Annotated in this window: 16 protein-coding genes; 9 read left to right on the top strand and 7 right to left on the bottom strand. The window is 64.0% G+C overall.

Annotated elements, in window-relative coordinates; genetic code table 11:
* Positions 1 to 76: 76 nt before the first annotated feature.
* The 8 genes from HGR_RS02360 (at position 77) to garD (ending at position 9,167) form a co-directional block, all read left to right on the top strand.
* Entirely contained in the window at positions 77 to 904 is an 828-nt protein-coding gene (locus tag HGR_RS02360) for an NAD-dependent epimerase/dehydratase family protein (RefSeq protein WP_006296464.1), read from the top strand.
* A 40-nt stretch (positions 905 to 944) separates the two neighbouring features.
* Positions 945 to 1,922, top strand: a complete 978-nt coding sequence (locus tag HGR_RS02355) for a TRAP transporter substrate-binding protein (protein ID WP_006296463.1) — start codon at positions 945 to 947, stop codon at positions 1,920 to 1,922.
* 95 nt (positions 1,923 to 2,017) lie between these two features.
* A complete protein-coding gene (locus HGR_RS02350; RefSeq protein WP_006296462.1) occupies positions 2,018 to 2,557 on the top strand; it encodes a TRAP transporter small permease in 540 nt (179 codons plus the stop codon).
* A 65-nt stretch (positions 2,558 to 2,622) separates the two neighbouring features.
* Positions 2,623 to 3,915, top strand: coding sequence for a TRAP transporter large permease (locus HGR_RS02345; RefSeq protein WP_006296461.1), 1,293 nt, complete (start codon positions 2,623 to 2,625; stop codon positions 3,913 to 3,915).
* A 34-nt stretch (positions 3,916 to 3,949) separates the two neighbouring features.
* Positions 3,950 to 5,245: a glucarate dehydratase family protein gene (locus tag HGR_RS02340; protein ID WP_006296460.1), complete on the top strand. Its 1,296-nt coding sequence runs from the start codon at positions 3,950 to 3,952 to the stop codon at positions 5,243 to 5,245.
* A gap of 125 nt (positions 5,246 to 5,370) precedes the next feature.
* Positions 5,371 to 6,378: a Bug family tripartite tricarboxylate transporter substrate binding protein gene (locus tag HGR_RS02335; protein ID WP_006296459.1), complete on the top strand. Its 1,008-nt coding sequence runs from the start codon at positions 5,371 to 5,373 to the stop codon at positions 6,376 to 6,378.
* An 88-nt stretch (positions 6,379 to 6,466) separates the two neighbouring features.
* On the top strand, positions 6,467 to 7,549 hold the full coding sequence (locus HGR_RS02330; RefSeq protein ID WP_006296458.1) for a lactonase family protein: 1,083 nt from the start codon (positions 6,467 to 6,469) through the stop codon (positions 7,547 to 7,549).
* A 22-nt stretch (positions 7,550 to 7,571) separates the two neighbouring features.
* Positions 7,572 to 9,167: a galactarate dehydratase gene (gene garD, locus HGR_RS02325; RefSeq protein ID WP_039852121.1), complete on the top strand. Its 1,596-nt coding sequence runs from the start codon at positions 7,572 to 7,574 to the stop codon at positions 9,165 to 9,167.
* 166 nt (positions 9,168 to 9,333) lie between these two features.
* Here the strand turns inward: garD and HGR_RS02320 are convergent, their stop codons facing one another.
* From HGR_RS02320 to HGR_RS02290, 6 genes are all read right to left on the bottom strand, one after another.
* On the bottom strand, positions 9,334 to 11,607 hold the full coding sequence (locus HGR_RS02320) for a xanthine dehydrogenase family protein molybdopterin-binding subunit (protein ID WP_006296456.1): 2,274 nt from the start codon (positions 11,605 to 11,607) through the stop codon (positions 9,334 to 9,336).
* A complete protein-coding gene (locus tag HGR_RS02315) occupies positions 11,607 to 12,080 on the bottom strand; it encodes a (2Fe-2S)-binding protein (protein WP_006296455.1) in 474 nt (157 codons plus the stop codon). The genes HGR_RS02320 and HGR_RS02315 overlap by 1 nt, the downstream gene beginning before the upstream one ends.
* A gap of 112 nt (positions 12,081 to 12,192) precedes the next feature.
* A complete protein-coding gene (locus HGR_RS02310) occupies positions 12,193 to 12,657 on the bottom strand; it encodes a cyclophilin-like fold protein (RefSeq protein WP_237701358.1) in 465 nt (154 codons plus the stop codon).
* 17 nt (positions 12,658 to 12,674) lie between these two features.
* Positions 12,675 to 13,418, bottom strand: a complete 744-nt coding sequence (locus HGR_RS02305; RefSeq protein ID WP_006296453.1) for an SDR family oxidoreductase — start codon at positions 13,416 to 13,418, stop codon at positions 12,675 to 12,677.
* 74 nt (positions 13,419 to 13,492) lie between these two features.
* The gene (locus tag HGR_RS02300; RefSeq protein ID WP_039852073.1) at positions 13,493 to 13,894 is read right to left on the bottom strand and encodes a (R)-mandelonitrile lyase; all 402 of its coding nucleotides are present in this window, start codon (positions 13,892 to 13,894) and stop codon (positions 13,493 to 13,495) included.
* Positions 13,895 to 14,329: 435 nt separating this feature from the next.
* On the bottom strand, positions 14,330 to 15,436 hold the full coding sequence (locus tag HGR_RS02290; RefSeq protein ID WP_006296450.1) for an alpha/beta hydrolase: 1,107 nt from the start codon (positions 15,434 to 15,436) through the stop codon (positions 14,330 to 14,332).
* 189 nt (positions 15,437 to 15,625) lie between these two features.
* On the opposite strand from HGR_RS02290, the gene HGR_RS02285 reads away from it, so the two are divergent.
* Positions 15,626 to 16,597 (top strand): LysR family transcriptional regulator, encoded by a 972-nt coding sequence (locus HGR_RS02285; RefSeq protein WP_006296449.1) that lies wholly within the window; start codon positions 15,626 to 15,628, stop codon positions 16,595 to 16,597.
* Between the two features lie 116 nt (positions 16,598 to 16,713).
* On the opposite strand, the gene uca is transcribed toward HGR_RS02285, so the two are convergent.
* Positions 16,714 to 20,367 carry an urea carboxylase gene (gene uca / locus HGR_RS02280; protein WP_006296448.1) on the bottom strand — a complete coding sequence of 1,218 codons (3,654 nt, stop codon included), beginning with the start codon at positions 20,365 to 20,367 and terminating at the stop codon, positions 16,714 to 16,716.
* Positions 20,368 to 20,388 lie beyond the last annotated feature (21 nt).

The following is a 20,388-nucleotide window of genomic DNA, read 5'->3' as shown; positions in this document are numbered from 1 at the left end:
ACAAATTGCAAGTTGTCACGCGACTTTATCTGATCCATCCTGCGCTTTAAACCGCCACATCCCCTCGCTTCCCCTTATGTCCGCTGCCCATTCCACTTCCCTGCGCTTTCCTCGCCTGCTGTTGACCGGTGCCGCCGGCGGCCTGGGCCGGGAGTTGCGTCGCCGCCTCAAGGCCTACTGCGACGTGCTGCGCCTGTCCGACATCGCGGACCTGGGTGCCGCCGGACCTGGGGAGGAAGTCATGCCCGTGGCCCTGGAAAACAAGGCCGCCGTGGACGCTCTGCTCAAGGACGTCAGCGCCGTGGTGCACCTTGGCGGCATCTCGACCGAGCATTCCTTCGAAGAAATTCTGCCCGCCAACATCACGGGCACTTTCAACGTCTACGAAGGCGCGCGCCGCCATGGCGTCAAGCGCATCGTCTTCGCCAGCTCCAACCACGTCACGGGCTTCTACCGCCAAGACGAAGTGGTCGGTACCGACGTCCCCATGCGCCCCGACGGCTACTACGGCCTGTCCAAGGCGTTCGGCGAGAACTTGGCCCAGTTCTACTGGGACCGCTACGGCATCGAGACCGTGTCCATGCGCATTGGTTCGTCCTTCCCTGAGCCGCGCGACCGCCGCATGCTCGGCACTTGGATGAGCTACGACGACCTGGAACGCCTGGTCGTGTCCTCGCTGACCGCACCAGTGGTCGGCCACAGCGTGATTTATGGCATCAGCGACAACGCCACCGCTTGGTATGACAACAGCAAGGCGCGGCACATCGGCTATCGCCCGCAAGACAGCTCGGAGCGTTTCCGCGCCGCCGTCGAAGCCCGCCAGCCCGTGATCGACACGAAGGACGCTGGCCTGATCCACCACGGCGGTGGCTTTGTCAAGCAAGGCCCCTTCGACAAGACCTGAGTTTCCCTTCCCTCCACTCACAACCAACCAGGAGACAACCATGATGAAGAAATCCTTGCGTCCCCTCGTCGCGCTGCTGGCCGCCATCGGCCTGGCCGGCGCGGCGTCCGCCGTCGAGCTGCGCTCGGCTGACGTGCACAACAGCGACGACTACCCCACCGTCGCGGCCGTGCGCTACATGAGCGAACAGCTCGACAAGCGCAGCGGCGGCAAGTACAAGATCAAGGTCTTCAACAAGAGCGCCCTCGGTTCCGAGAAGGAAACCCTGGACCAGGTGAAGATCGGCGCGCTGGAAATGAACCGCGTCAACATCAGCTCGCTCAACGCCATCTGCCCCAAGAGCCTGGTGCCCACCATGCCCTTCCTGTTCCGTTCGATCTCGCACATGCGCAAGTCGCTGGACGGCCCGATCGGCGAGGAAATCCTCAAGGGTTGCGAACACCAGGGGCTGGTCGGCCTGGCCTTCTATGACAGCGGCGCGCGCTCCATCTACTCCAAGAAGCCGGTGCGCACCCTCGCCGACGTCAAGGGCATGAAGATCCGCGTGCAACCGTCGGACCTGTGGGTGGCCGTGGCCAGCGCCATGGGCGCCAACGCCACGCCCATGCCCACCGCCGAGGTCTACACGGCCCTCAAGACCGGCGTGATCGACGCTGCCGAGAACAACGAGCCCTCCTACGAAGGCTTCAAGCACTACGAAGCGGTGAAGTTCTACTCGTACACCGAGCACTCGATGGCCCCGGAAATGCTGGTGATCTCCAAGGCCTTCTTCGACAAGCTGTCGCCCGCTGACCAAGCCCTGTTCCGTGAAACCGCCAAGGAATCGGTGAAGTTCCAACGTCAAAAGTGGGACGAGCAGACCGCCAAGGCCATCGACATCGTGACCAAGGCCGGCGCCACGCTCGTCAAGGACGTGAACAAGGCCGAGTTCCAGAACGCCATGAAGCCGGTCTACGACAAGTTCATCACCACGCCTGACCTGCAGCGCCTGGTGAAGGCTGTCCAGGACACCAAGTAACCCCCAAGACTGCGACTCAAGGCGCACGTCCCACGCAGCCGTAGCTGCACAGGACGTGCGCCTGTTTCCCTCTCCGTCCTTCCGACGACGCCCCCATGACTTTCACGCCCAACGCTGGCTCGCCCCATCGCCCGCCAGCCAAACACCTCTACACCCGATTCTGTGCCTTGCTCAGCAAGACGAGTCTGATTCTGGCCATCGTGGGCCTGATCATGCTGATCTTGTCGGTGCAGACCCAGGTGATCGGCCGCTACATCTTCAATGACACCCCCACCTGGACCGAAGCGCTGGCGTTAGAGCTGGTGCTCTACATCACGGCCCTGGCCGTGGCCGTGGGCGTGCGCGACGCGGGCCACATTGGCCTGGAATCGCTGGTCACGCTGCTGCCCGAATCAATGCGCCTGAAAGTGGAGGTGCTGATTCACGCCCTGATCGCCCTGTTCGGCGCCATCATGGTCTCTAGCGGCTGGCTCTGGACCCGTCTCAAGTGGGACGAACTCGATCCCCTGCTGGGCGTGCCCGCGGGACTCGACTACCTTGCGCTGGTCATCGCCGGCGTGCTGATCGTGATGTTCTCCTTCGAACACATCCTGGCCCTGCTGCGCGGCGAAGAAGTCGAGCCCGCCTGGTACTGATTCGCGGCATCGGCGAATCACGCAATCGATTGCTGCACTGAAATTTTCCCGACAAGGCGCTCTTCATGGAACTGGCCGTACTCTCAATCACATTCATTGCCCTGCTGCTCGTCGGCGTGCCCGTGGCGTTCTCGATCGGCCTGGCCTCGGTCGCCACCGTGCTCTACGCGGGCGTGCCGGTACCCATCGTCTTCCAAAAGATGGTCGGCGGCATGCAGGTGTTCTCCTTCATGGCGATCCCTTTCTTCGTGTTCGCCGGTGAGCTCATGCTCTACGGCGGCATCGCCGACCGCATCGTGCGCTTCGCCAACAGCCTCGTGGGCCACGTGCGCGGTGGCCTGGGCATGAGCAACGTCGTCGGCTGCACGCTGTTCGGCGGTGTCTCGGGGTCCGCCTTGGCAGACGTGTCCGCCATGGGCTCGGTGATGATTCCGCTGATGAAGAAGGAGGGTTACGACGCCGACTACGCCGTCAACGTCACCACCCACGCCGCCCTGGTCGGCGTGCTGATGCCCACCTCGCACAACATCATCATCTTCACGCTGGCCACCACGGGCATCGCCTCGGTCAGCGTGCTCGCCATGATCCTGGCCGGCATCATCCCCGCCATCTTGCTGACGCTGTGCAATCTGGGCGCGGCCTATTACGTCGCGGTCAAGCGCGGCTATGCCACCCGCGGCAAGTTCCCCGGCTGGCGCGAAGTACTGCGCACCGCGTTGGCCGCCGCTCCGGGCCTGCTGATCGTCGTCATCATCTTGGCGGGCATTCTCTCAGGCATCTTCACGCCCGCCGAGTCGGCGTCGGTCGCGGTGCTGTGGGCCTTGCTGGTCACGGCCTTGGTGTACCGCTCGCTCAATTGGCAGGACTTCATGAAGGCCTGCGCGAAAGCCTGCAAGACCACGGGCGTGGTGTTGCTGCTGATCGGCATCTCCTCGGCCTTCGGCTACTTCATGGCCCTGTACGAAGTGCCGCAGAAGACCGGCGAGCTGATGCAGAGCATCAGCAGCGAGCCCTGGGTGATCTTCCTGATGATCAACATCTTGCTGTTCCTGCTCGGCACCTTCCTCGACATGGCCGCCACCATCCTGGTCTGCACGCCCATTTTTCTGCCCATCGCGGTTCAGTTCGGCATGGACCCGGTGCAGTTCGGCATCGTCATGCTGATCAACTGCGCGCTGGGTTTGAACACCCCGCCGGTGGGGGTGACGCAGTTTGTCGGCTGTGCGATTGGCGAGATATCGGTCGGGCAGGTGATGCGCTCCATCCTGCCCTTCTACGGCGCGCTCACGGTGTGTCTGATGCTGGTGACCTACGTGCCGGGCTTCTCGCTGTGGCTACCGCACATGCTGATCAAGTGAGCCCCCAGAACATCCTTCACGTTTTCCGCGCTTCATGAGTACCTCGCACGCCATCCGGCATGTCCGCATCACGCCCATCGCCTTCCGCGACCCGCCGCTGCTGAACGCGGCGGGCATCCACGAACCCTGGGCGCTGCGCTCGATCATCGAAATCGAGACAGCCGCTGGTCTGGTCGGCATCAACGAAAGCTACGGCGATCTGCCCATGCTGGAGGCGCTGGCCAAGGCCGCGCCCGCGCTCCAAGGTTTGTCCCCCTGGTCGCTGAACGAGATGGAAGCGCGCGTGCGTGCCCTGGTCACGCCCCCGAAGCAAACCACCTCGGAGTTCCTGACGCAACAGGTCTCGCTGGCGCCCGGCACGCATGTCTCCAAGACCGTGGCCAAGGTGATCAGCGCCTTCGAAGTGGCCATGATGGACCTGCAAGGCCAGATGGCGAACGCGCCCGTGGTGGATTTGCTGGGCGGCGCGGCGCGTGACCGCGTGCCCTACTCGGCCTACCTGTTCTACAAGTACGCCGAGCACATCGAAAAGCCCTATGCGCCCGATGCCTGGGGCGAGGCGCTGAAGCCTGAGCAGCTCGTCGCGCAAGCGCGGCGCATGATCGACCAATACGGCTTCCAGAGCATCAAGCTCAAGGCGGGCGCGCTGCCGCCCGAGCAGGAGGCCGCGGGCATCCTCGCGCTGGCGCAGGCCTTCCCCGGCACGCCGCTGCGCATCGACCCCAACGGCAATTGGACCGTCGAAACGAGCCTGAAGATCGTGCAGCAGCTGCACGGCGTGCTGGAGTACTACGAAGATCCGGCGCCTCGCCTGGACGGCATGGCTGCCGTGGCGCGCGAATGTGACGTGCCCCTGGCCACCAACATGGTCGTGACCGATTTCGCGGAATTCCGCCGCAACGCCGACATGGGCTGCCCGGTGAAGATCGTGTTGAGCGACCACCACTACTGGGGCGGCCTGCGCGCCACGCAGCAGTTGTCGATGCTCTGCCGCACCTTCGACCTGGGGCTGTCCATGCACAGCAACTCGCACCTGGGCATCAGCCTGGTGGCCATGACGCACCTCTGCGCCAGCGTGCCGCTGCTGACCTACGCCTGCGACACGCACTACCCCTGGCAGGACGAGGAGATCGTCACGGGGGGCCGTCTGAAGTTCGAGAACGGCAGCCTGCGCGTGCCCACTGGCCCGGGCCTGGGTGTGACCATTGACCGCGAGGCCCTGGCCCGCCTGCACGACAACTACCTGCGCTGCGGCATCCGCAACCGGGATGACCTTGGACAGATGAAGAAGTACGACCCGGCCTTCACGGGAGTGCAGCCGCGCTTCTGAGCCCCAATCCCGTGACGCTGATTCCCACAGATGCCACACTCAGCGTGCCACCCAAGACCGTCACCCGAAGCGGTCGTGATACGCCCGGACCCCATGCTTTCAACCACGTCGACAAGGAGACAATCATGCAACGCCGCAACCTGATCCGCCGTTCTCTGGCTGCCAGCACCCTGCTACTGAGTGGCGCCTGCGCCAGCTTGTTCGCTGCCTTGCCCGCCGCCGCGCAGGGCAGCTGGCCCACGGGCAAGGCCATCACCTACATGGTGCCTTTCGCACCTGGTGGCAATACCGACACGCTGGCTCGCCTGATTGCCCCAGCCTTGAGCACGGCCTTGGGCACGCCGGTGATCATCGACAACAAGGGCGGCGCGGGCGGCAGCGTGGGCTCCGCGATCGCGGCCCGAGCGCCTGCGGATGGCTACACCATCCTGGGCGGCACCATCAGCTCGCACGCCATCAATGTGAGCATGTACGCCAAGATCGACTACGACCCCATCAAGTCTTTCACGCCCGTGGCCATGCTCGGCTCTGGGCCGCTGGTGTTGGTGGTTCCCTCATCCAGCCCCTACAAGACACTGGCCGACGTGATGGCCGCCAGCAAGGCCCGCTCAGGCGGCCTGTCGGCAGCCTCAGCGGGCACGGGCACCTCCATGCACATGGCGCTGGAGCTGCTGGCATTCCAGTCCGGCGTGAAGTTCACCCACGTGCCCTACAAGGGCAGCGGCCCAGCCGTGCAGGACGTGATCGGAGGTCAAGTGGACATGATGTTCGACACCACGCTGATCGTGGGACCGCACATCGAGTCCGGCAAGCTGCGTCCCATCGCCGTCACCAGCTCCAAGCGACTGGATTCGCTGCCCAATGTGCCGACCATTTCAGAAGCCGGTCAGAAGGGCTTCGACATGGGCTCCTGGCAAGCCGTGTTCGCGCCGGCCGGCACGCCCAAACCCATCGTGGATCGACTGCACGCTGAAATCATGAAGATCATCGCCACGCCGGACATTCAGGCGCGCCTGAAGAGCTTTGGCATGGTCTCGTCCACCATGACGCCGGCCCAGCTTGCCGACTACCAGAAAGCGGAAGTTGCGAAGTGGGCCCAGGTGATCAAGGCGGCGGGCATCAAGGCGGACTGAGCGATTTGGAGGGCCGAGCACGGCCTCCCAATCGCCGAGCTGAATTCTCTGAAACGATTGCAACGATGACCACCTGGAGTCTTGTTCCATGTCCTTCCCTAAACTCTTCTGCGGAGCCGCCGCGGCGGTTTGCCTGATGCTGCAAGGTTGCGCCACTTCCACCACCGCCACGGCTTATGTCAGCAACGCCGACAGCCGCGAGATCAGCGTGCTTGAGTTGAACAAGCGTGAGGGCACGCTGCGTTCATTGCAAACCGTGTCTGTCGGCGGGACCGCCATGCCGCTGGCCTTGAGCCCAGACCAGAAGAAGCTCTACGTCGCCCTGCGCTCTGAGCCCTACACGGCCGCCGCCTTCACGATCGATGCAACCACGGGACAGCTGAGCCCGCTCGGCAGTGCCGCGCTGCCCGACAGCATGGCCAACATCGCGACGGACCGCAGCGGGCGCTGGCTTTTCGCCGCATCCTACGGCGGCCATCGCGCCAGCGTCTCGCCCATCGATGCCGCTGGCAAGCCTGCCGCCGCCGTGCAGATCGTGCCCAATGGCAAGAACGCGCACGCCGCCATTCCAGATGCGGCCAACCGCAACGTGTACATCACCAGCCTGGGCACCGACCAGGTGCTGCAGTGGCGCTTTGACGCCGCCACCGGCCAGCTCACGCCCAACGATCCGCCGGCCATGGCCGCGCGCCCTGGCAGCGGCCCACGCCACTTGGTGTTTCATCCGAACGGTCGACACGCCTATTTGCTCGGCGAGCTGGACGCCAGCGTCGAGCTGCTCGAGGTTGACGCCGCCAAAGGCCAATTGAGCCGCAAGCAACATTGGTCCACACTCCCGGCTGGTTTCACGGGCAAGCCCTGGGCAGCCGATTTGCATCTGACCCCGGATGGTCGCTTCCTCTACACCAGTGAACGCACCTCCAGCACCCTGGCGATCTGGCGGGTTGACGCAGGCAGCGGCGCACTGACCCTGGTCGGACACCAGGCGACCGAGCAGCAACCGCGCGGTTTTCAGATCGACAGCTCCGGCCAGTGGCTGATGGCAGCCGGCCAGCTCTCGCATTCCGTGACGCTGTACCGCATCGACCCAGACAACGGCCGCTTGAGCCAAGCCCAACGCGTCCCCGTGGGCAAGGGGCCCAACTGGATCGAGATCGTTGATCGCCCCTGACCCCTCCTTCTCGCAGAAATCCATGCACGCCATCATCATCCGCATGCAGGCCACCGACAACGTGGCCATCGTCGCCAACGAAGGGGGCCTGCCCGCGGGCACCGCGCTGGGCGCCCCGCATGGTGACCTCACGCTGCGCGAGAAAGTGCCGCAGGCGCACAAAGTCGCGCTGGTCGACATCCCCCAAGGCGCGGCCGTGCTGCGCTACGGCGTGCCCATCGGCTACGCCAAGGCCGACATCCCGGCCGGCAGCTGGGTGCATGAGCGCCTGCTGGACATGCCGGCCGCGCGCGAGTTGCAGGGCCTGCCGATGGCCACCGTCAAACGCCCCACGCCCGAGCCTTTGACGGGCTACACCTTCGAGGGCTATCGCAACCCGGACGGCTCGGTAGGCACGCGCAACCTGCTGGCCATCACGACCACGGTGCAGTGCGTGGCCGGGGTGGTGGACGTGGCGGTGGAACGCATCCGCAAGGAGCTGCTGCCGAAGTACCCGAATGTCGACGGCGTTGTCGGCCTGGAACACACCTACGGCTGCGGTGTCGCCATCGACGCGCCGGAAGCGCCGATCCCGATCCGCACGCTGCGCAACATCAGCCTCAACCCCAACTTCGGCGGTGAGGTCATGGTGGTCAGCCTGGGCTGCGAGAAACTGCAGCCGGACCGCCTGCTGCCGCCCGGCAGTTTTCGCAACATCCCGATCCGCCAACCCGGTGAGTCCGGCAGCTCGGCCAGTGAACAGAACGACGACAAGCTCGACGTGGTCTGCCTGCAAGACAGCGCGCACATCGGCTTCATGAGCATGATCGACGACATCATGGTCACGGCCAAGAGGCATCTGGAACGCCTGAATGCGCGGCGGCGCGAAACCGTGCCGGCCAGCGAGCTGGTGGTGGGCGTGCAGTGCGGCGGCAGCGATGCCTTCAGCGGTGTCACCGCCAACCCCGCCGTGGGTTACATGGCCGACCTGCTGGTGCGCGCGGGCGCCACCATCATGTTCAGCGAGAACACCGAGGTGCGCGATGCGGTGGAGCAGCTCACCAGCCGCGCCGCCACGCCCGCCGTGGCCGAGGAAATCGTGCGCGAACTGGGCTGGTACGACCAGTACCTGGAGCGCGGTCGCGTGGACCGCGCGGCCAACACCACGCCCGGCAACAAGGCCGGTGGCCTCTCCAACATCGTCGAGAAGGCCATGGGCTCCATCATCAAGAGCGGCACGGCCCCCATCGCGCACGTGCTCTCGCCCGGCAACAAGCTGAGTCGTGAGCAACGTGGTCTGGTCTACGCGGCCACCCCTGCCTCCGACTTCATCTGCGGCACGCTGCAGCTCGCGGCGGGCATGAACCTGCACGTCTTCACCACCGGCCGTGGCACACCTTATGGCCTGGCCGAATGCCCGGTGGTCAAGGTGGCCACGCGCACCGAACTCGCCAAACGCTGGCACGACTTGATGGACGTCAACGCGGGCCGCGTGGCCGACGGCGAACTCACCATCGAAGAAGCGGGCTGGGAACTGTTCCGCCTGCTGCTCGACGTGGCCAGCGGCAAGAAGACCTGGGCCGAGCAGTGGAAGCTGCATAACTCGCTCGTGCTGTTCAATCCGGCGCCGATCACCTGAACTGAGAACAGCGACCGAAAGAGAGCTCGTCGAGAACGCAATTCGCAGGGCACATCAAAGCCGCGCCTCGCAGGACAGCCTCGGCTCCAGCCAGTCAGCGCGAGGCCGGTGCAGGTCCCTGCGGAGGTTCAATCCGAAAACCCTGGCCTGCCAGCATGGCGAGGGATCAAGCCACGGTTCGGATCGGAAGCGCGCGTATGCGCTTTCCAGTGGCGGCAAAAATGGCATTGCACAGCGCAGGGGCAACGGGCGGAACGGGCGGCTCTCCCACGCCGCCAGGCGGAAGGGAAAAATCGTTGTTCACGAGATGCGTGCGAATCACCCGCGGCGAAGCGGCATGACGCAGCACTTCGTAATCGTGGAAATTGCTCTGCTTGACCCGACCGTTCTCGAAGCTGATCTCACCCGTCAGTGCCAAGCTCAATCCCATGATGGCACCACCCTCCATTTGCGAACGAACACGCTCAGGGTTGATCTGCGGACCGCAGTCCATGGCCATGTCAACGGCCACGATCTGCACATTGCCCTGTGCATCTATGGCAACCTCAACCACCGTCGCCGTATAGGAAAGGAAGCTGTAGGCAAACGCCAGTCCCAGGCCATGACCTGGTGGCAGCTTGCGCCCCCATCCGGCGCCGCGGGTGGCCGCCTCGATCACACCACGATAACGTGCCGTATCCACCGGATAGAGCGTCGGGGACTCTGAGTAGTTGGTCTGATCCGACAATTCACCCGGGTTGATCTTGCGAGACGGCCCCAACAGCTCAAGCGCATATTGCTTGTGGTCTTTGCCCGCGCGATGCGCCAGCTCGGCAATGAAGCTTTGCACGGCGAAGGCATGCGGAATGTTCGACACCGAGCGGAACCAGCCGATGCGCGTGCGCGCCTCCACCTCCGCAACTTCAATTCGCACGTCGCGAATATCGAAAGGGATGTTGATGGCGGACATCCCCACTTCGAAGGGTTGTTGTTCTTTGGCACCCTGTACAAATAAGGATGCGATCGTGGGCGCGGCGGTGCGATGTAGCCAGGAGTCCGGCAGCCCATGGTCATTCAACACGGCCTGGAGGCGTTCGGCTGAAACAGTGTGCAGGTAGTCGTGATGAATATCGTCCTCGCGCGTCCAGACCAACTTGACCGGCGTACCGGGCATGGTCTTGGCTACGTGAGCAGCCTCGGCCACGTAGTCCGGCTTCGACTTGCGGCCAAACCCACCCCCCAGCAACAACGGGTTGAGCTTGACTTGCTCTGGCGTGTAGCCCAAAACGGCAGCGGCCAGCTCTAATGCACCTTGTGGAGCTTGAACCGAAGCCCAAATTTCGCAGCGATCGCCCTTCACCAACGCCGTGGCGACGGGTGGTTCCATGCTGGCATGGGCAAGATGAGGCAGGTAATAAAGTGCATCGAATTTTTTGGCGGCGGGGGCGGTGGCCCAAGTAGCCTGCACATTTCCTTGATCGCGCAGCGGCTTGCCTGGCGCGCTGACCGCGGCTTCCAGCGTGTTGCGATAAGCCACCGAGTCGTAGCTGCGATTCGGCCCTTCGTCCCATTCAATTTCCAGTGCGGCTCGTCCCTGAATGGCTGCCCAGGTATTGCGCGCAACCACGGCCACACCACCCAAGGGCTGGAAAGCTGGCGCCCCCGCAAAAGCGGGAATCTCGACAAGCTTGAGCACGCCTGGCACGGCCAGCGCCTTTTCGCTCCGGACGGTCCGCACCTTGGCACCGAGTACGGGAGCACGTGCAACCACGGCAAACACCATATTGGGCATCCAGGTGTCCATGCCGTAAGTGGCTCGGCCCTGGGTGATGGCTTCAGCGTCGGCGATGTGGATCTTGCCTTTGCCGATATAGCGAAACTCCTTCTGCGACTTCAGCTTCAGTGCTTCACCTTTGGGTACGGTCAGCTTCGCGGCATCCGCGGCCAGCTCGCCGTACCCCAGGCGACGACCGCTGGGCTGGTGTATGACCTGGTGCTGGACCGCTCGCACCTGGGACACCGGAACCGACCAACGCGCGGCGGCCGTGACCTCCAACATCTGACGGGCTGCGGCGCCGACGCGACGCATCGGCATCAGGAAATGGCGCATGCTGCGAGAGCCATCCACGTTTTGGCTGCCATAGCGCGCCTCGTTGGCTTCCGCCTGCACGACTTTCACCTGATCCCAGCGCGCCTCCATTTCGTCGGCGACGACCATGGGCAAGCTGGTGCGAATCCCAGTCCCCATTTCAACGCGATGGGCCACGATGGTCACGGTCCCATCCTGGGCGATCGAGACAAAAACCAAGGGGTCGTCCACCGTGCCACCGGGCATGGTGTCCGCGCCGTACTTACGAGCCGATTGCGCCCAGACTTCGCCGGTCGCGGTAACTGCCAGCGTCAATGCGCCCACGCTGCCCTGAAGGAAAGTGCGGCGAGAAATTGTTGCTGCCTGCGTCATCACGGTTTTGCTCCTGTTGCCAGACGGTTGGCTGCCAGCTTGATGGCAGCGCGGATGCGCGGGTAGGTGCCGCAGCGACACAGATTGCCGTTCATGGCGTCGTCGATCTGCTGCTCACTGGGCTTGGACGTCGTTTTCAGCAGACCCACCGCAGACATGATCTGACCGCCTTGACAGTAGCCGCATTGCGCCACATCCAGTTCGACCCAGGCTTGCTGCACCGTCCTGCCCACCCGGTCCGCCGCGAGAGACTCGATCGTCGTGACTGCAATCCCGCTGAGGGCCGAAATCGGCAGGACGCAGGACCGTGTGGGTGCACCGTCCAGATGCACGGTGCAGGCACCGCACAACGCCATGCCGCAGCCGAACTTGGTTCCCGTCATCCCGAGTTCGTCTCGCAAGACCCATAGCAATGGGGTTTCCGCCGCGGAACTGACCGACCGCGCTTTTCCGTTGATGGTGATGGTTGTCATGTTGGGGTTCTCTCCTGGATGTGCTGTGTTGCTCAAGACACCATAAAGCGAACATTGAAAATCGCTCTGATTCGTTCAGATTTCATGAAGGTCATGCATTCGATCTCGGCAGTCAGTCGACCCGAGAAATCGTTGCACGCATGGACCCTGGATGGCTCAGCACCTCAATTCCAGATGTGATCCGCCCTATCCGTATGAGTCCTGGCGCGTGGGGACCTTGTCGATAAAAGATGGCGAGATTTCCCCAGGGGGCATAGAGCGAAATGTCGCCCACGTTACCCGTGGACGCACTGGGTGCACCATCCCGTGTCAGCCTTTTCGGCAAATCGCTGATCTTCTCCGTGGATGCGTAGTCTTCAAGCTGCAAAGTCAGCGGAAGCAGAGCAGCGAAGTCCCGTGCCGTCGGGTTATCGTCCAGCGTTGCCATCACCGTTGAGGACTCCAGAGCAATTCGAATCTTCACGAGGTTCTCCTGTGCGCGGGCTGTCGGGACGAAGCACAGCATGGTCACCCAAAGCAACGGCCATGCGGCATTCGCCCCCATCGACGTCGTGAGAAACCGGACCTTCATCAACATTTTCCTCAGATGATCCATTACCAGGGCTGTTTGGCCGGGCCCACGGTGAATTCATTGACCGTGGTGTCCTGCGGCATGTCCATTGCAAAGGCCACCACATCGGCGATACGTTCCGGCGGGATGCCGTAGGTCGCGTACAGACCCTCCATCTGTGTCTTGGCCGCTGTGTCGGTGATCGTGCTCAACAACTCGGTGTTGATCGCCGCCGGATACAGGGTCGCGGTACGGATGTTGGTGCCTTCCAACGCCGACTCCATGCGCAGAACTTCCATGAAGTCGCGCACGAACCATTTGGTTCCACCGTAAACGGCACCCGCTGGATAAGCTTTCAGACCAGCCACGGAAGAAACGGCGATCACATGGCCGGACTTTTGCTTCACGAAGGTCGGCAACACCGCGGCAACACCGTTGAGGACACCCTTGATATTCACATCCACCATCTGGTGCCATTCGTCCGTCTTCATGGCCGATAGCGGGGAACTGGGCATGAGTCCCGCGTTGAGGAAGATGCTGTCCACCTTGCCAAAGGTGTCTTTTGCCAATTTGACGATGTTGTCGTTGTCCTCCCGCCGGGTCACGTCCAGGACTTGATAAACGGCGTCTCCACCACTTTGCCTGATTTCATCCGCGATGCGTTTCAACTTGTCCTCGCGTCGCGCGCCCAGGACCACTTTGGCGCCCTTGCGGGCAAGCAGTTTGGCAGTGGCTTCGCCAATTCCCGCGGATGCACCGGTAATCACAATCACGTTGTTCTTGATCATCTTCTGCTTCTTTCTGTTCGGTCAATGAACCTTTTATCTGAACGACAACTGCGCGGCCATTTCATCGCTCAACTTCAAATAGCCAGGTACTGAGCTTCGCTGACTGGCTCCAGCCAATCCACGGCCTTACCTCCCAGCATTTCGGTGATGGCAATGTGGCTCATGGCCGTGGCGTCGGTCGCGCCATGCCAATGCTTATGGCCTGGCGGACACCAAATGCTGTCGCCAGCGTTCACCTCCACGCGTTCACCGTGTTCGCATTGGGTCCACCCCTTGCCTGAGGTGACGATCAGCAACTGTCCAAGCGGATGCGTATGCCAGTTCGTGCGCGCGCCAGGTTCGAAGGTCACAAGACCCGCTGTCACGCGTGACGGCTCCTGCGCCTGAAGGTGTATGGGATCGATGCGTACCCGGCCTGTGAACCAGGCGGCTGGTCCCTGCACTGAAGCTTGTGAGCCACAACGTTTGTGTTCCATCTTTTTTCCTCTTTTTCCTTCCTCCAGTAGTGCCTGGCTGAAATTTTTGTCAGCGCCCCGCCGTGGAGGCCTGTTGCCGCTCCAGCGCGGCAAACGCGCGCGCGGCATCGGTGTCGGCGAGAGTGATGGAAAAGCGGTGCTTGTCTCCAACGGTCATCCACATGCGTCGCTCCTCCGATTTTCTGAGTGCCTGAGCGGACTCGGGAGCCACTGCCGACGACCCAGAACCGATGGCCTGGGCTGAATGGCCACCACACAGTGCCGTGAAAAGCAGTGACAGCCCCAGCCTGTAGATGGCCCGCGATCTCAAGACCCTCCAGCCGCTCGTCGTTCCAAAGGTTCTGTTGGGCATGGGATTGCCTTTCCACATGAACGAGCACTGAAAAACCGGTTGGATGTGATGTGCACCGCGCCCCGACTCCGGGGCCATCATGCCTATGCCAGGTGCTGCTTGAAAAAAGAAGTCAGCTTGTCGAACGGGATCACGTTCACACGGTCGTAGAGATCAACGTGGCTAGCCCCCGGAATGATCATGAGCTCCTTGGGCTCGGCCGCCGCCGCATAGGCGGTTTCGCTGAAGTAGCGCGAATGGGCCTTTTCGCCGTGGATGAACAAGACCGGCCGCGGAGAGATTTCCTTGATGTAGCTCAGTATCGGCATGTTCATGAACGACAGGGGTGTCGTTTGCGTCCACGCATTGAGGGAGTTGACCGCGCGCGGATGGTAGCCACGCGGCGTCGCGTAATAGTCGTGGTAATCCACCAAGAACCGTGCTTCGCCACCCTGCAGCTTGTTGTAGGGCGGTTGATAGGCAGGACTTCCCTTTTCCGCATCCTTCCAGCGCTGCCGACTCAACTGTTCCAGCAATTGCGTTCGCTGTTCGAGGGTCACACTGTCGTTGTAGCCCTTGGACATGACGCGTGTCATGTCATACATGGTGCTGGCCACGACGGCCTTGACGCGCTTGTCCACGGCAACGGCATTCAAGGCCATGCCGCCCCAGCCGCAGATGCCGATGATGCCAATGCGCTCGCGGTCCACGTTGGGCAACAAGCCGAGAAAATCCACGGCGGCGCTGAAGTCCTCGGTGTTGATGTCCGGTGAGGCGACATTGCGCGGCTCACCGCCGCTTTCTCCGGTATAGGAGGGGTCGAACGCCAGCGTGATGAAGCCGCGTTCCGCCATCGTTTGTGCATAGAGCCCCGACGATTGTTCCTTGACCGCGCCAAACGGACCGCCGACGGCGATCGCCGCCAGCTTGCCGCCCGTGCCCTGGGGCTGGTACAGATCGGCTGCCAAGGTGATGCCATAGCGGTTCTTGAAGGTGACCTTCTTGTGATCGACCTTGGCGCTCTTGGGAAACGTCTTGTCCCATGTGGTGCCGAGTTGCATCTTGGACTGCGCATGGGCTTGCCCCATCGCGGCCGCACCCACACTCAAGGCGGCAATGCCGCTCCCGGCCATTTTCAACAAGTCTCGGCGCGCTGAGTCGGGCGCGTCATGCTGGGCGATTGCGGTGTCCGTTTCACGTTGCTTGTTCATCGCGATTTCTCCGAATGGGCCGTGTTCAGACGGCGGGGTTGCGTTGTCAGTTGCGCGGCGGCCTTGCTCGAAAAGCCCCAAAAGTTCCAAGAGGCTGTCGGCTTGAGCCCAAACTGTAGGGACTTGGGTTGCAAGCAACTAGTCCATTTCGACTTGCATCAGTGACAAGAGAAAATTGATAATCGGCGGATGCCGATCAATGAATTCAAGGCCATCGCCACCTTCGCCAAGGCGGTCGAGTTGGGCAGCATCCGGCGAGCCGCGCTGGCGCATGGCGTGACGCCACAGGCTGCCAGTCAGGCCATCGCGCAGCTGGAGCAGCATCTGGGCGTGCGCCTGCTGCACCGCACCACGCGCAGCCTGGCGCTGACGGAAGAGGGACAGCACTTTCTGGAGAACACGCAGCCCGCGCTGGCGGCGCTGGACCGCGCACTGGCCTTGGCCCGCGATGCCAAAGACGAAATCGCCGGGCCGCTGCGCATCGTTGGCCCCAAATCGTGCTTCGCAGCCCTGCTGATGCCACTACTGGACGAGTTCTGTCGGCTGTACCCAGGCATCCAGCCCGACGTTCAGTTGGACGACGGCATCGGCAATTGGGTGAGCAGTCGCGTGGACGTGGGTTTTCGCATTGGTGCGACGGCGGAGGAAGGCGTCATCAGCCGCCAGCTGTTCCCCATGCAACTGATCGTCTGCGCAGCGCCCTCCTACTTGGCCACGCATGGCGTTCCGGCCACCTTGGACGATTTGGCGGCCCATCGCTGCAGCGTCTATCGGCTTCCGGCCACGGGCAAGGTGTTCCCTTGGTACCTCACTGTCCATGGCGACATCGAGCACCGGCACATGTCACCGGCTTTTTCGACCAATGACGCGGAGCTTGAACTGGAGGCCGTGCTGTGCGGTCAGGTGATGGGTCAGCTGGCCAACTTTCTGGTCGCGGCCCACATCCGCGCCGGGCGGCTGGTGCCCTTGCTGCTGCCCCACATCAGCCATCACATGGGGCTGCACATCTACTACGGCAGTCGCGCCGCGCAACCCAAGCGCGTGCGAGCCTTTCTGGATCTGGCGATCACCCGTTTGCTGGACAGCCCGGACTATGTGCTGTCCGACAAGGAGCTGGTCGCGGCTTCGCAACGAAGTGGGAAACCTCGGCGACGGCATTGAGCCGGAACTTCAACGATTCGCGATTGACCTGGAAGCGCATCTGTCCACGCCATGCGGCGTCTGTCAACAAAGTTCCACTGAGAGTGGGCGAGGTCGGCCAGCTGTGCAAGCCACGCTCACCCCTCCTCCAGCACCACCACGTATTGCCCCGCGCGCACGGGCGCGCCCGGCTGCACGCGCAGCTCACGCACCACGCCCTTGCAGGGCGCCTGCAGGGCGATTTCCATCTTCATGGACTCCAGCACGGCCAGCACCTGGCCGGCTTGCACGGCCTGGCCCACGCTGACTTGCAGCTGCCAGAGGTTGCCCGCGATGAAGCTTTCCACGCCCACCTGACCGGCAGACAGCGGCGCCTCGTCCGCCGCCTCCACGGCCGCTTCCGTGCTCTCGAAGTGCGCCTGTCCGGTGGCGATCCAGCGTTCACGCTCCGCGTTGAACGCGGCCTGCTGGTGCGCACGGAAAGCGGCGATGCCTTTGGCTTCGCGTTCGAGCAAGGCTTGGTAGTCGGCCAGGGCCAGTTCGGTCTGCTCGATGCGCAGCGGGTAACGGCCCAGCGGAAAGTCGCGCCGGATACGCAACAGCTCCTCGGCGCTGACCGGCTCGAAGCGGATCTGGTCGAAGAAGCGCAACAGCCAGGGCTGACCACCGAAAGCCGCCATGTCCTCGTGCATGTAGCGGTAGCGGTTCCACATCTGCAGGGTGCGGCCCACGAACTGGTAACCGCCTGGGCCTTCCATGCCGTAGACGCAGAGGTAGGCCCCGCCGATGCCCACCGAGTTCTCGGCCGTCCAGGTGCGCGCCGGGTTGTACTTGGTAGTCACAAGGCGGTGGCGCGGGTCCAGCGGCGTGGCCACGGGCGCGCCCAGGTACACATCGCCCAGGCCCAGCACCAGGTAGCTGGCGTCGAAGACGATGCGCTGTACCTCGTCGAGGCCGCCCAGGTCATTGATGCGGCGGATGAACTCCAGATTGCTTGGGCACCAGGGTGCGTCCTTGCGCACCGTGGTCATGTACTTCTCGATGGCCAGCTGGCAGGCCGGGTCGTCCCAGGACAGGGGCAGGTGCACGATGCGCGAAGGCACCTTCAAGTCCCGCGCGGCGCAGACGCCATCCCACAAGCCCGTGAGATCCTGGAGCAGTTGCGCCAGGGGCAGTTGGGTGGGGTCGTAGTGGACTTGCAAGGAGCGGATGCCCGGCGTGAGGTCGATCACACCCGGCAGGCTGCCCGCCGCGCGGCGGGCTTCCAGCGTCTGCATCAAGGCGTGGACCCGGAAGCGCAGCACCAGGTCCAGCTCCGGCGGGCCGACTTCGAGCAACAGGTGCGTATCGCCCGACAGCCTGGCCACGAGGCGCTGCGCGCCCTGCCCGAGGTCGAGCACGATGGGCGATGCCTTCAGCGGGTCGACGGGCGCGGTCTGCCATCCCAAAGCGGAGGGCTGCAGTGACCGCACCTCCTCGCGCCGCGCCTGGGCCAGCGCGCGCGCCGTGGACAGGTCCACCGGCACGAAGCGCAGCTTGTCGCCGGCCTTGAGCTGGCCGAGTTGCCACAGGTCGGCCTCGATCACCGTGACCGGGCAGACGAAACCGCCCAGGCTGGGACCATCGGGCCCCAGGATCACCGGCATGTCACCCGTGAAGTCCACCGCGCCGACCGCGTAGGGGTTGTCGTGGATGTTGGACGGGTGCAAGCCCGCCTCGCCGCCGCTGTCGCGCGCCCATTCGGGCTTGGGGCCGATCAGGCGCACGCCAGTGCGGCTGGAGTTGAAGTGCACTTCCCACTCGGTGGCGAAGAAGGTGTCGATGTAGGCGGGCAGGAAGTACTCGGGCGCGCCGTGCGGGCCGTAGATCACGCGCAGCGTGCGCACGCCGGGCAGCGAGGTCCGCAGCTCCGGCGGCAGCGCCGCGCCGACGCTGGGCTCTTGCATGGGATGCAGATGCAGCACGTCCCCGGCCCGCAAGGCCCGGCCGACGTGACCGCCGAACTGGCCCAGGGTGAAGGTGCTCTGGCTGCCCAGGTAATGCGGCAGGTCCAGGCCGCCGCGCAGACAGAGGTAGCTGCGCGCGCCCTCCCCGGCCATGCCGCCCAGGCGCAGCGTGGCGCCGGCAGGAATCGCGAACACCGTGTCCATCGGACGGGCCTCGCCATTCAGCGTGATGCTCAGCGTCGCGCCCGTGACGACCACCACGGCCGCGGCATGGAAGCGCAGCGTGGGCCCGTTCATGGTGATTTCGAGCGCCGCCGCGGACTCGGCATTGCCCAGCAAGCGGTTGCCCAGGCGCAGCGCTCGGTCGTCCATGGGCCCCGAGGGCGGCACGCCCACGGCCCAGTAGCCCACCCGGCCCGGCCAATCCTGCACCGTGGTCTGGGTGCCGCCCGCGATCACCTCGACCGTGTCAGCGCGGTAGACCAGTTGTTCGAGGCAACGCGTCCAGGGATGGCCGGTGGCGAAGGGTGCGTCGGCGAGGATCTGGCGCAGGTAGCCGCGGTTGGTCTCCACGCCATAGAGTTGCGTGCGCGCCAGCGCTTGGTCGAGGGCGAGTCGCGCCCGCTCACGGGCGTCCTTCGCGTCGGTCCCCTGCGTCCAGGTGATGAACTTGGCCACCATCGGGTCGAAGAAAGGCGGAATCTCGCAGCCCGCCTCGACCCAGGTGTCGATGCGCAGGGCGCGGCCATCGGCCTCGGGAAATTCCACCTGGGTCAGCAAGCCCGGCGAAGGCTGGAAGTTGCGCCCCGGGTCTTCGGCGTACAGCCGCGCTTGGATGGCATGGCCACGCGGCTTCAGCGTGCGGACCAGCTCCTGCAAGGGGGGCAGGTCCCCGGCGGCGAGTTCGATCATCCAGCGCACCAGGTCCACGCCCCAGACCTGCTCGGTCACGCCATGCTCGACTTGCAAGCGCGTGTTGACCTCGAGGAAGTAAAAGCGCCGCGCCTGGTCGTCGTAGACGAACTCCACCGTGCCCGCGCTGCGGTAGTTCACCGCCTTGCCGAGCCGGATGGCGGCGGCGCAGAGCTCCTCCGCCATGCCCTCGGGCAAGTTGGGCGCCGGGGTTTCCTCCAACACCTTCTGGTTGCGCCGCTGCACCGAGCAATCGCGCACGCCCAGCGCGATCACCTCGCCTCGGCCGTCGCCGAAAATCTGCACCTCCAGGTGGCGCGCGCGCTCGATGTACTGCTCGATGAACACACCCGAGTCGCTGAAATTGTTCTGCCCCAAGCGGCGCACGGCCTCGTAGGCTTCGCGCAGTTCAGAGGCGGAATGGCATACCCGCATGCCGATGCCGCCGCCGCCCGCCGTGCTCTTGAGCATGATGGGGTAGCCCACCTTGCGGCTGGCGGACAGCGCCGCGTCCAGCGTGTCCAGCAGTTCCGTGCCTTCGAGCAGAGGAAGGCCCTGCTGGCGCGCGATGGCGCGTGCGGTGTGCTTGAGGCCGAAGAGCCGCAGTTGCTCGGGCGTGGGGCCGACAAACGCAATGCCCGCCTGCTCGCAGGCTTCGGCGAAGGCCGCGTTCTCGGACAGGAAGCCATAACCGGGGTGGATGGCTTGCGCGCCGCTGGCGCGGGCCGCGGCCAGGATCTTCTCAACGACCAGGTAGGTCTGCGCCGCCGGGCCCTCGCCCAGGCTGATGGCCTGGTCGGCTTGGCGCAGGTGCAGGCTGGCCGCGTCGGCTTCGGAATACACGGCCACGCCCCGCACCTGCAAGGCGCGCAGCGTGCGCAGGATGCGGCAGGCGATGGCGCCGCGGTTGGCGATGAGCAGGGAATCGAACATGCGAGTAGCCCTCGAAGGTTC

Origin of the sequence: Hylemonella gracilis ATCC 19624 (assembly GCF_000211835.1) — a bacterium.
Lineage (GTDB): Bacteria > Pseudomonadota > Gammaproteobacteria > Burkholderiales > Burkholderiaceae_C > Hylemonella > Hylemonella gracilis.
The sequence above is the reverse complement of the archived record's forward strand: the minus strand, read 5'-3'. Positions and strand labels throughout refer to the sequence as shown.

Coding starts and splice junctions, on each gene's coding strand:
- HGR_RS02360 (WP_006296464.1), top strand. CDS start 77: ATGTCCGCTGCCCATTCCACTTCCCTGCGCTTTCCTCGCCTGCTGTTG.
- HGR_RS02355 (WP_006296463.1), top strand. CDS start 945: ATGATGAAGAAATCCTTGCGTCCCCTCGTCGCGCTGCTGGCCGCCATC.
- HGR_RS02350 (WP_006296462.1), top strand. CDS start 2,018: ATGACTTTCACGCCCAACGCTGGCTCGCCCCATCGCCCGCCAGCCAAA.
- HGR_RS02345 (WP_006296461.1), top strand. CDS start 2,623: ATGGAACTGGCCGTACTCTCAATCACATTCATTGCCCTGCTGCTCGTC.
- HGR_RS02340 (WP_006296460.1), top strand. CDS start 3,950: ATGAGTACCTCGCACGCCATCCGGCATGTCCGCATCACGCCCATCGCC.
- HGR_RS02335 (WP_006296459.1), top strand. CDS start 5,371: ATGCAACGCCGCAACCTGATCCGCCGTTCTCTGGCTGCCAGCACCCTG.
- HGR_RS02330 (WP_006296458.1), top strand. CDS start 6,467: ATGTCCTTCCCTAAACTCTTCTGCGGAGCCGCCGCGGCGGTTTGCCTG.
- garD (WP_039852121.1), top strand. CDS start 7,572: ATGCACGCCATCATCATCCGCATGCAGGCCACCGACAACGTGGCCATC.
- HGR_RS02320 (WP_006296456.1), bottom strand. CDS start 11,607: ATGACGCAGGCAGCAACAATTTCTCGCCGCACTTTCCTTCAGGGCAGC.
- HGR_RS02315 (WP_006296455.1), bottom strand. CDS start 12,080: ATGACAACCATCACCATCAACGGAAAAGCGCGGTCGGTCAGTTCCGCG.
- HGR_RS02310 (WP_237701358.1), bottom strand. CDS start 12,657: ATGTTGATGAAGGTCCGGTTTCTCACGACGTCGATGGGGGCGAATGCC.
- HGR_RS02305 (WP_006296453.1), bottom strand. CDS start 13,418: ATGATCAAGAACAACGTGATTGTGATTACCGGTGCATCCGCGGGAATT.
- HGR_RS02300 (WP_039852073.1), bottom strand. CDS start 13,894: ATGGAACACAAACGTTGTGGCTCACAAGCTTCAGTGCAGGGACCAGCC.
- HGR_RS02290 (WP_006296450.1), bottom strand. CDS start 15,436: ATGAACAAGCAACGTGAAACGGACACCGCAATCGCCCAGCATGACGCG.
- HGR_RS02285 (WP_006296449.1), top strand. CDS start 15,626: ATGCCGATCAATGAATTCAAGGCCATCGCCACCTTCGCCAAGGCGGTC.
- uca (WP_006296448.1), bottom strand. CDS start 20,367: ATGTTCGATTCCCTGCTCATCGCCAACCGCGGCGCCATCGCCTGCCGC.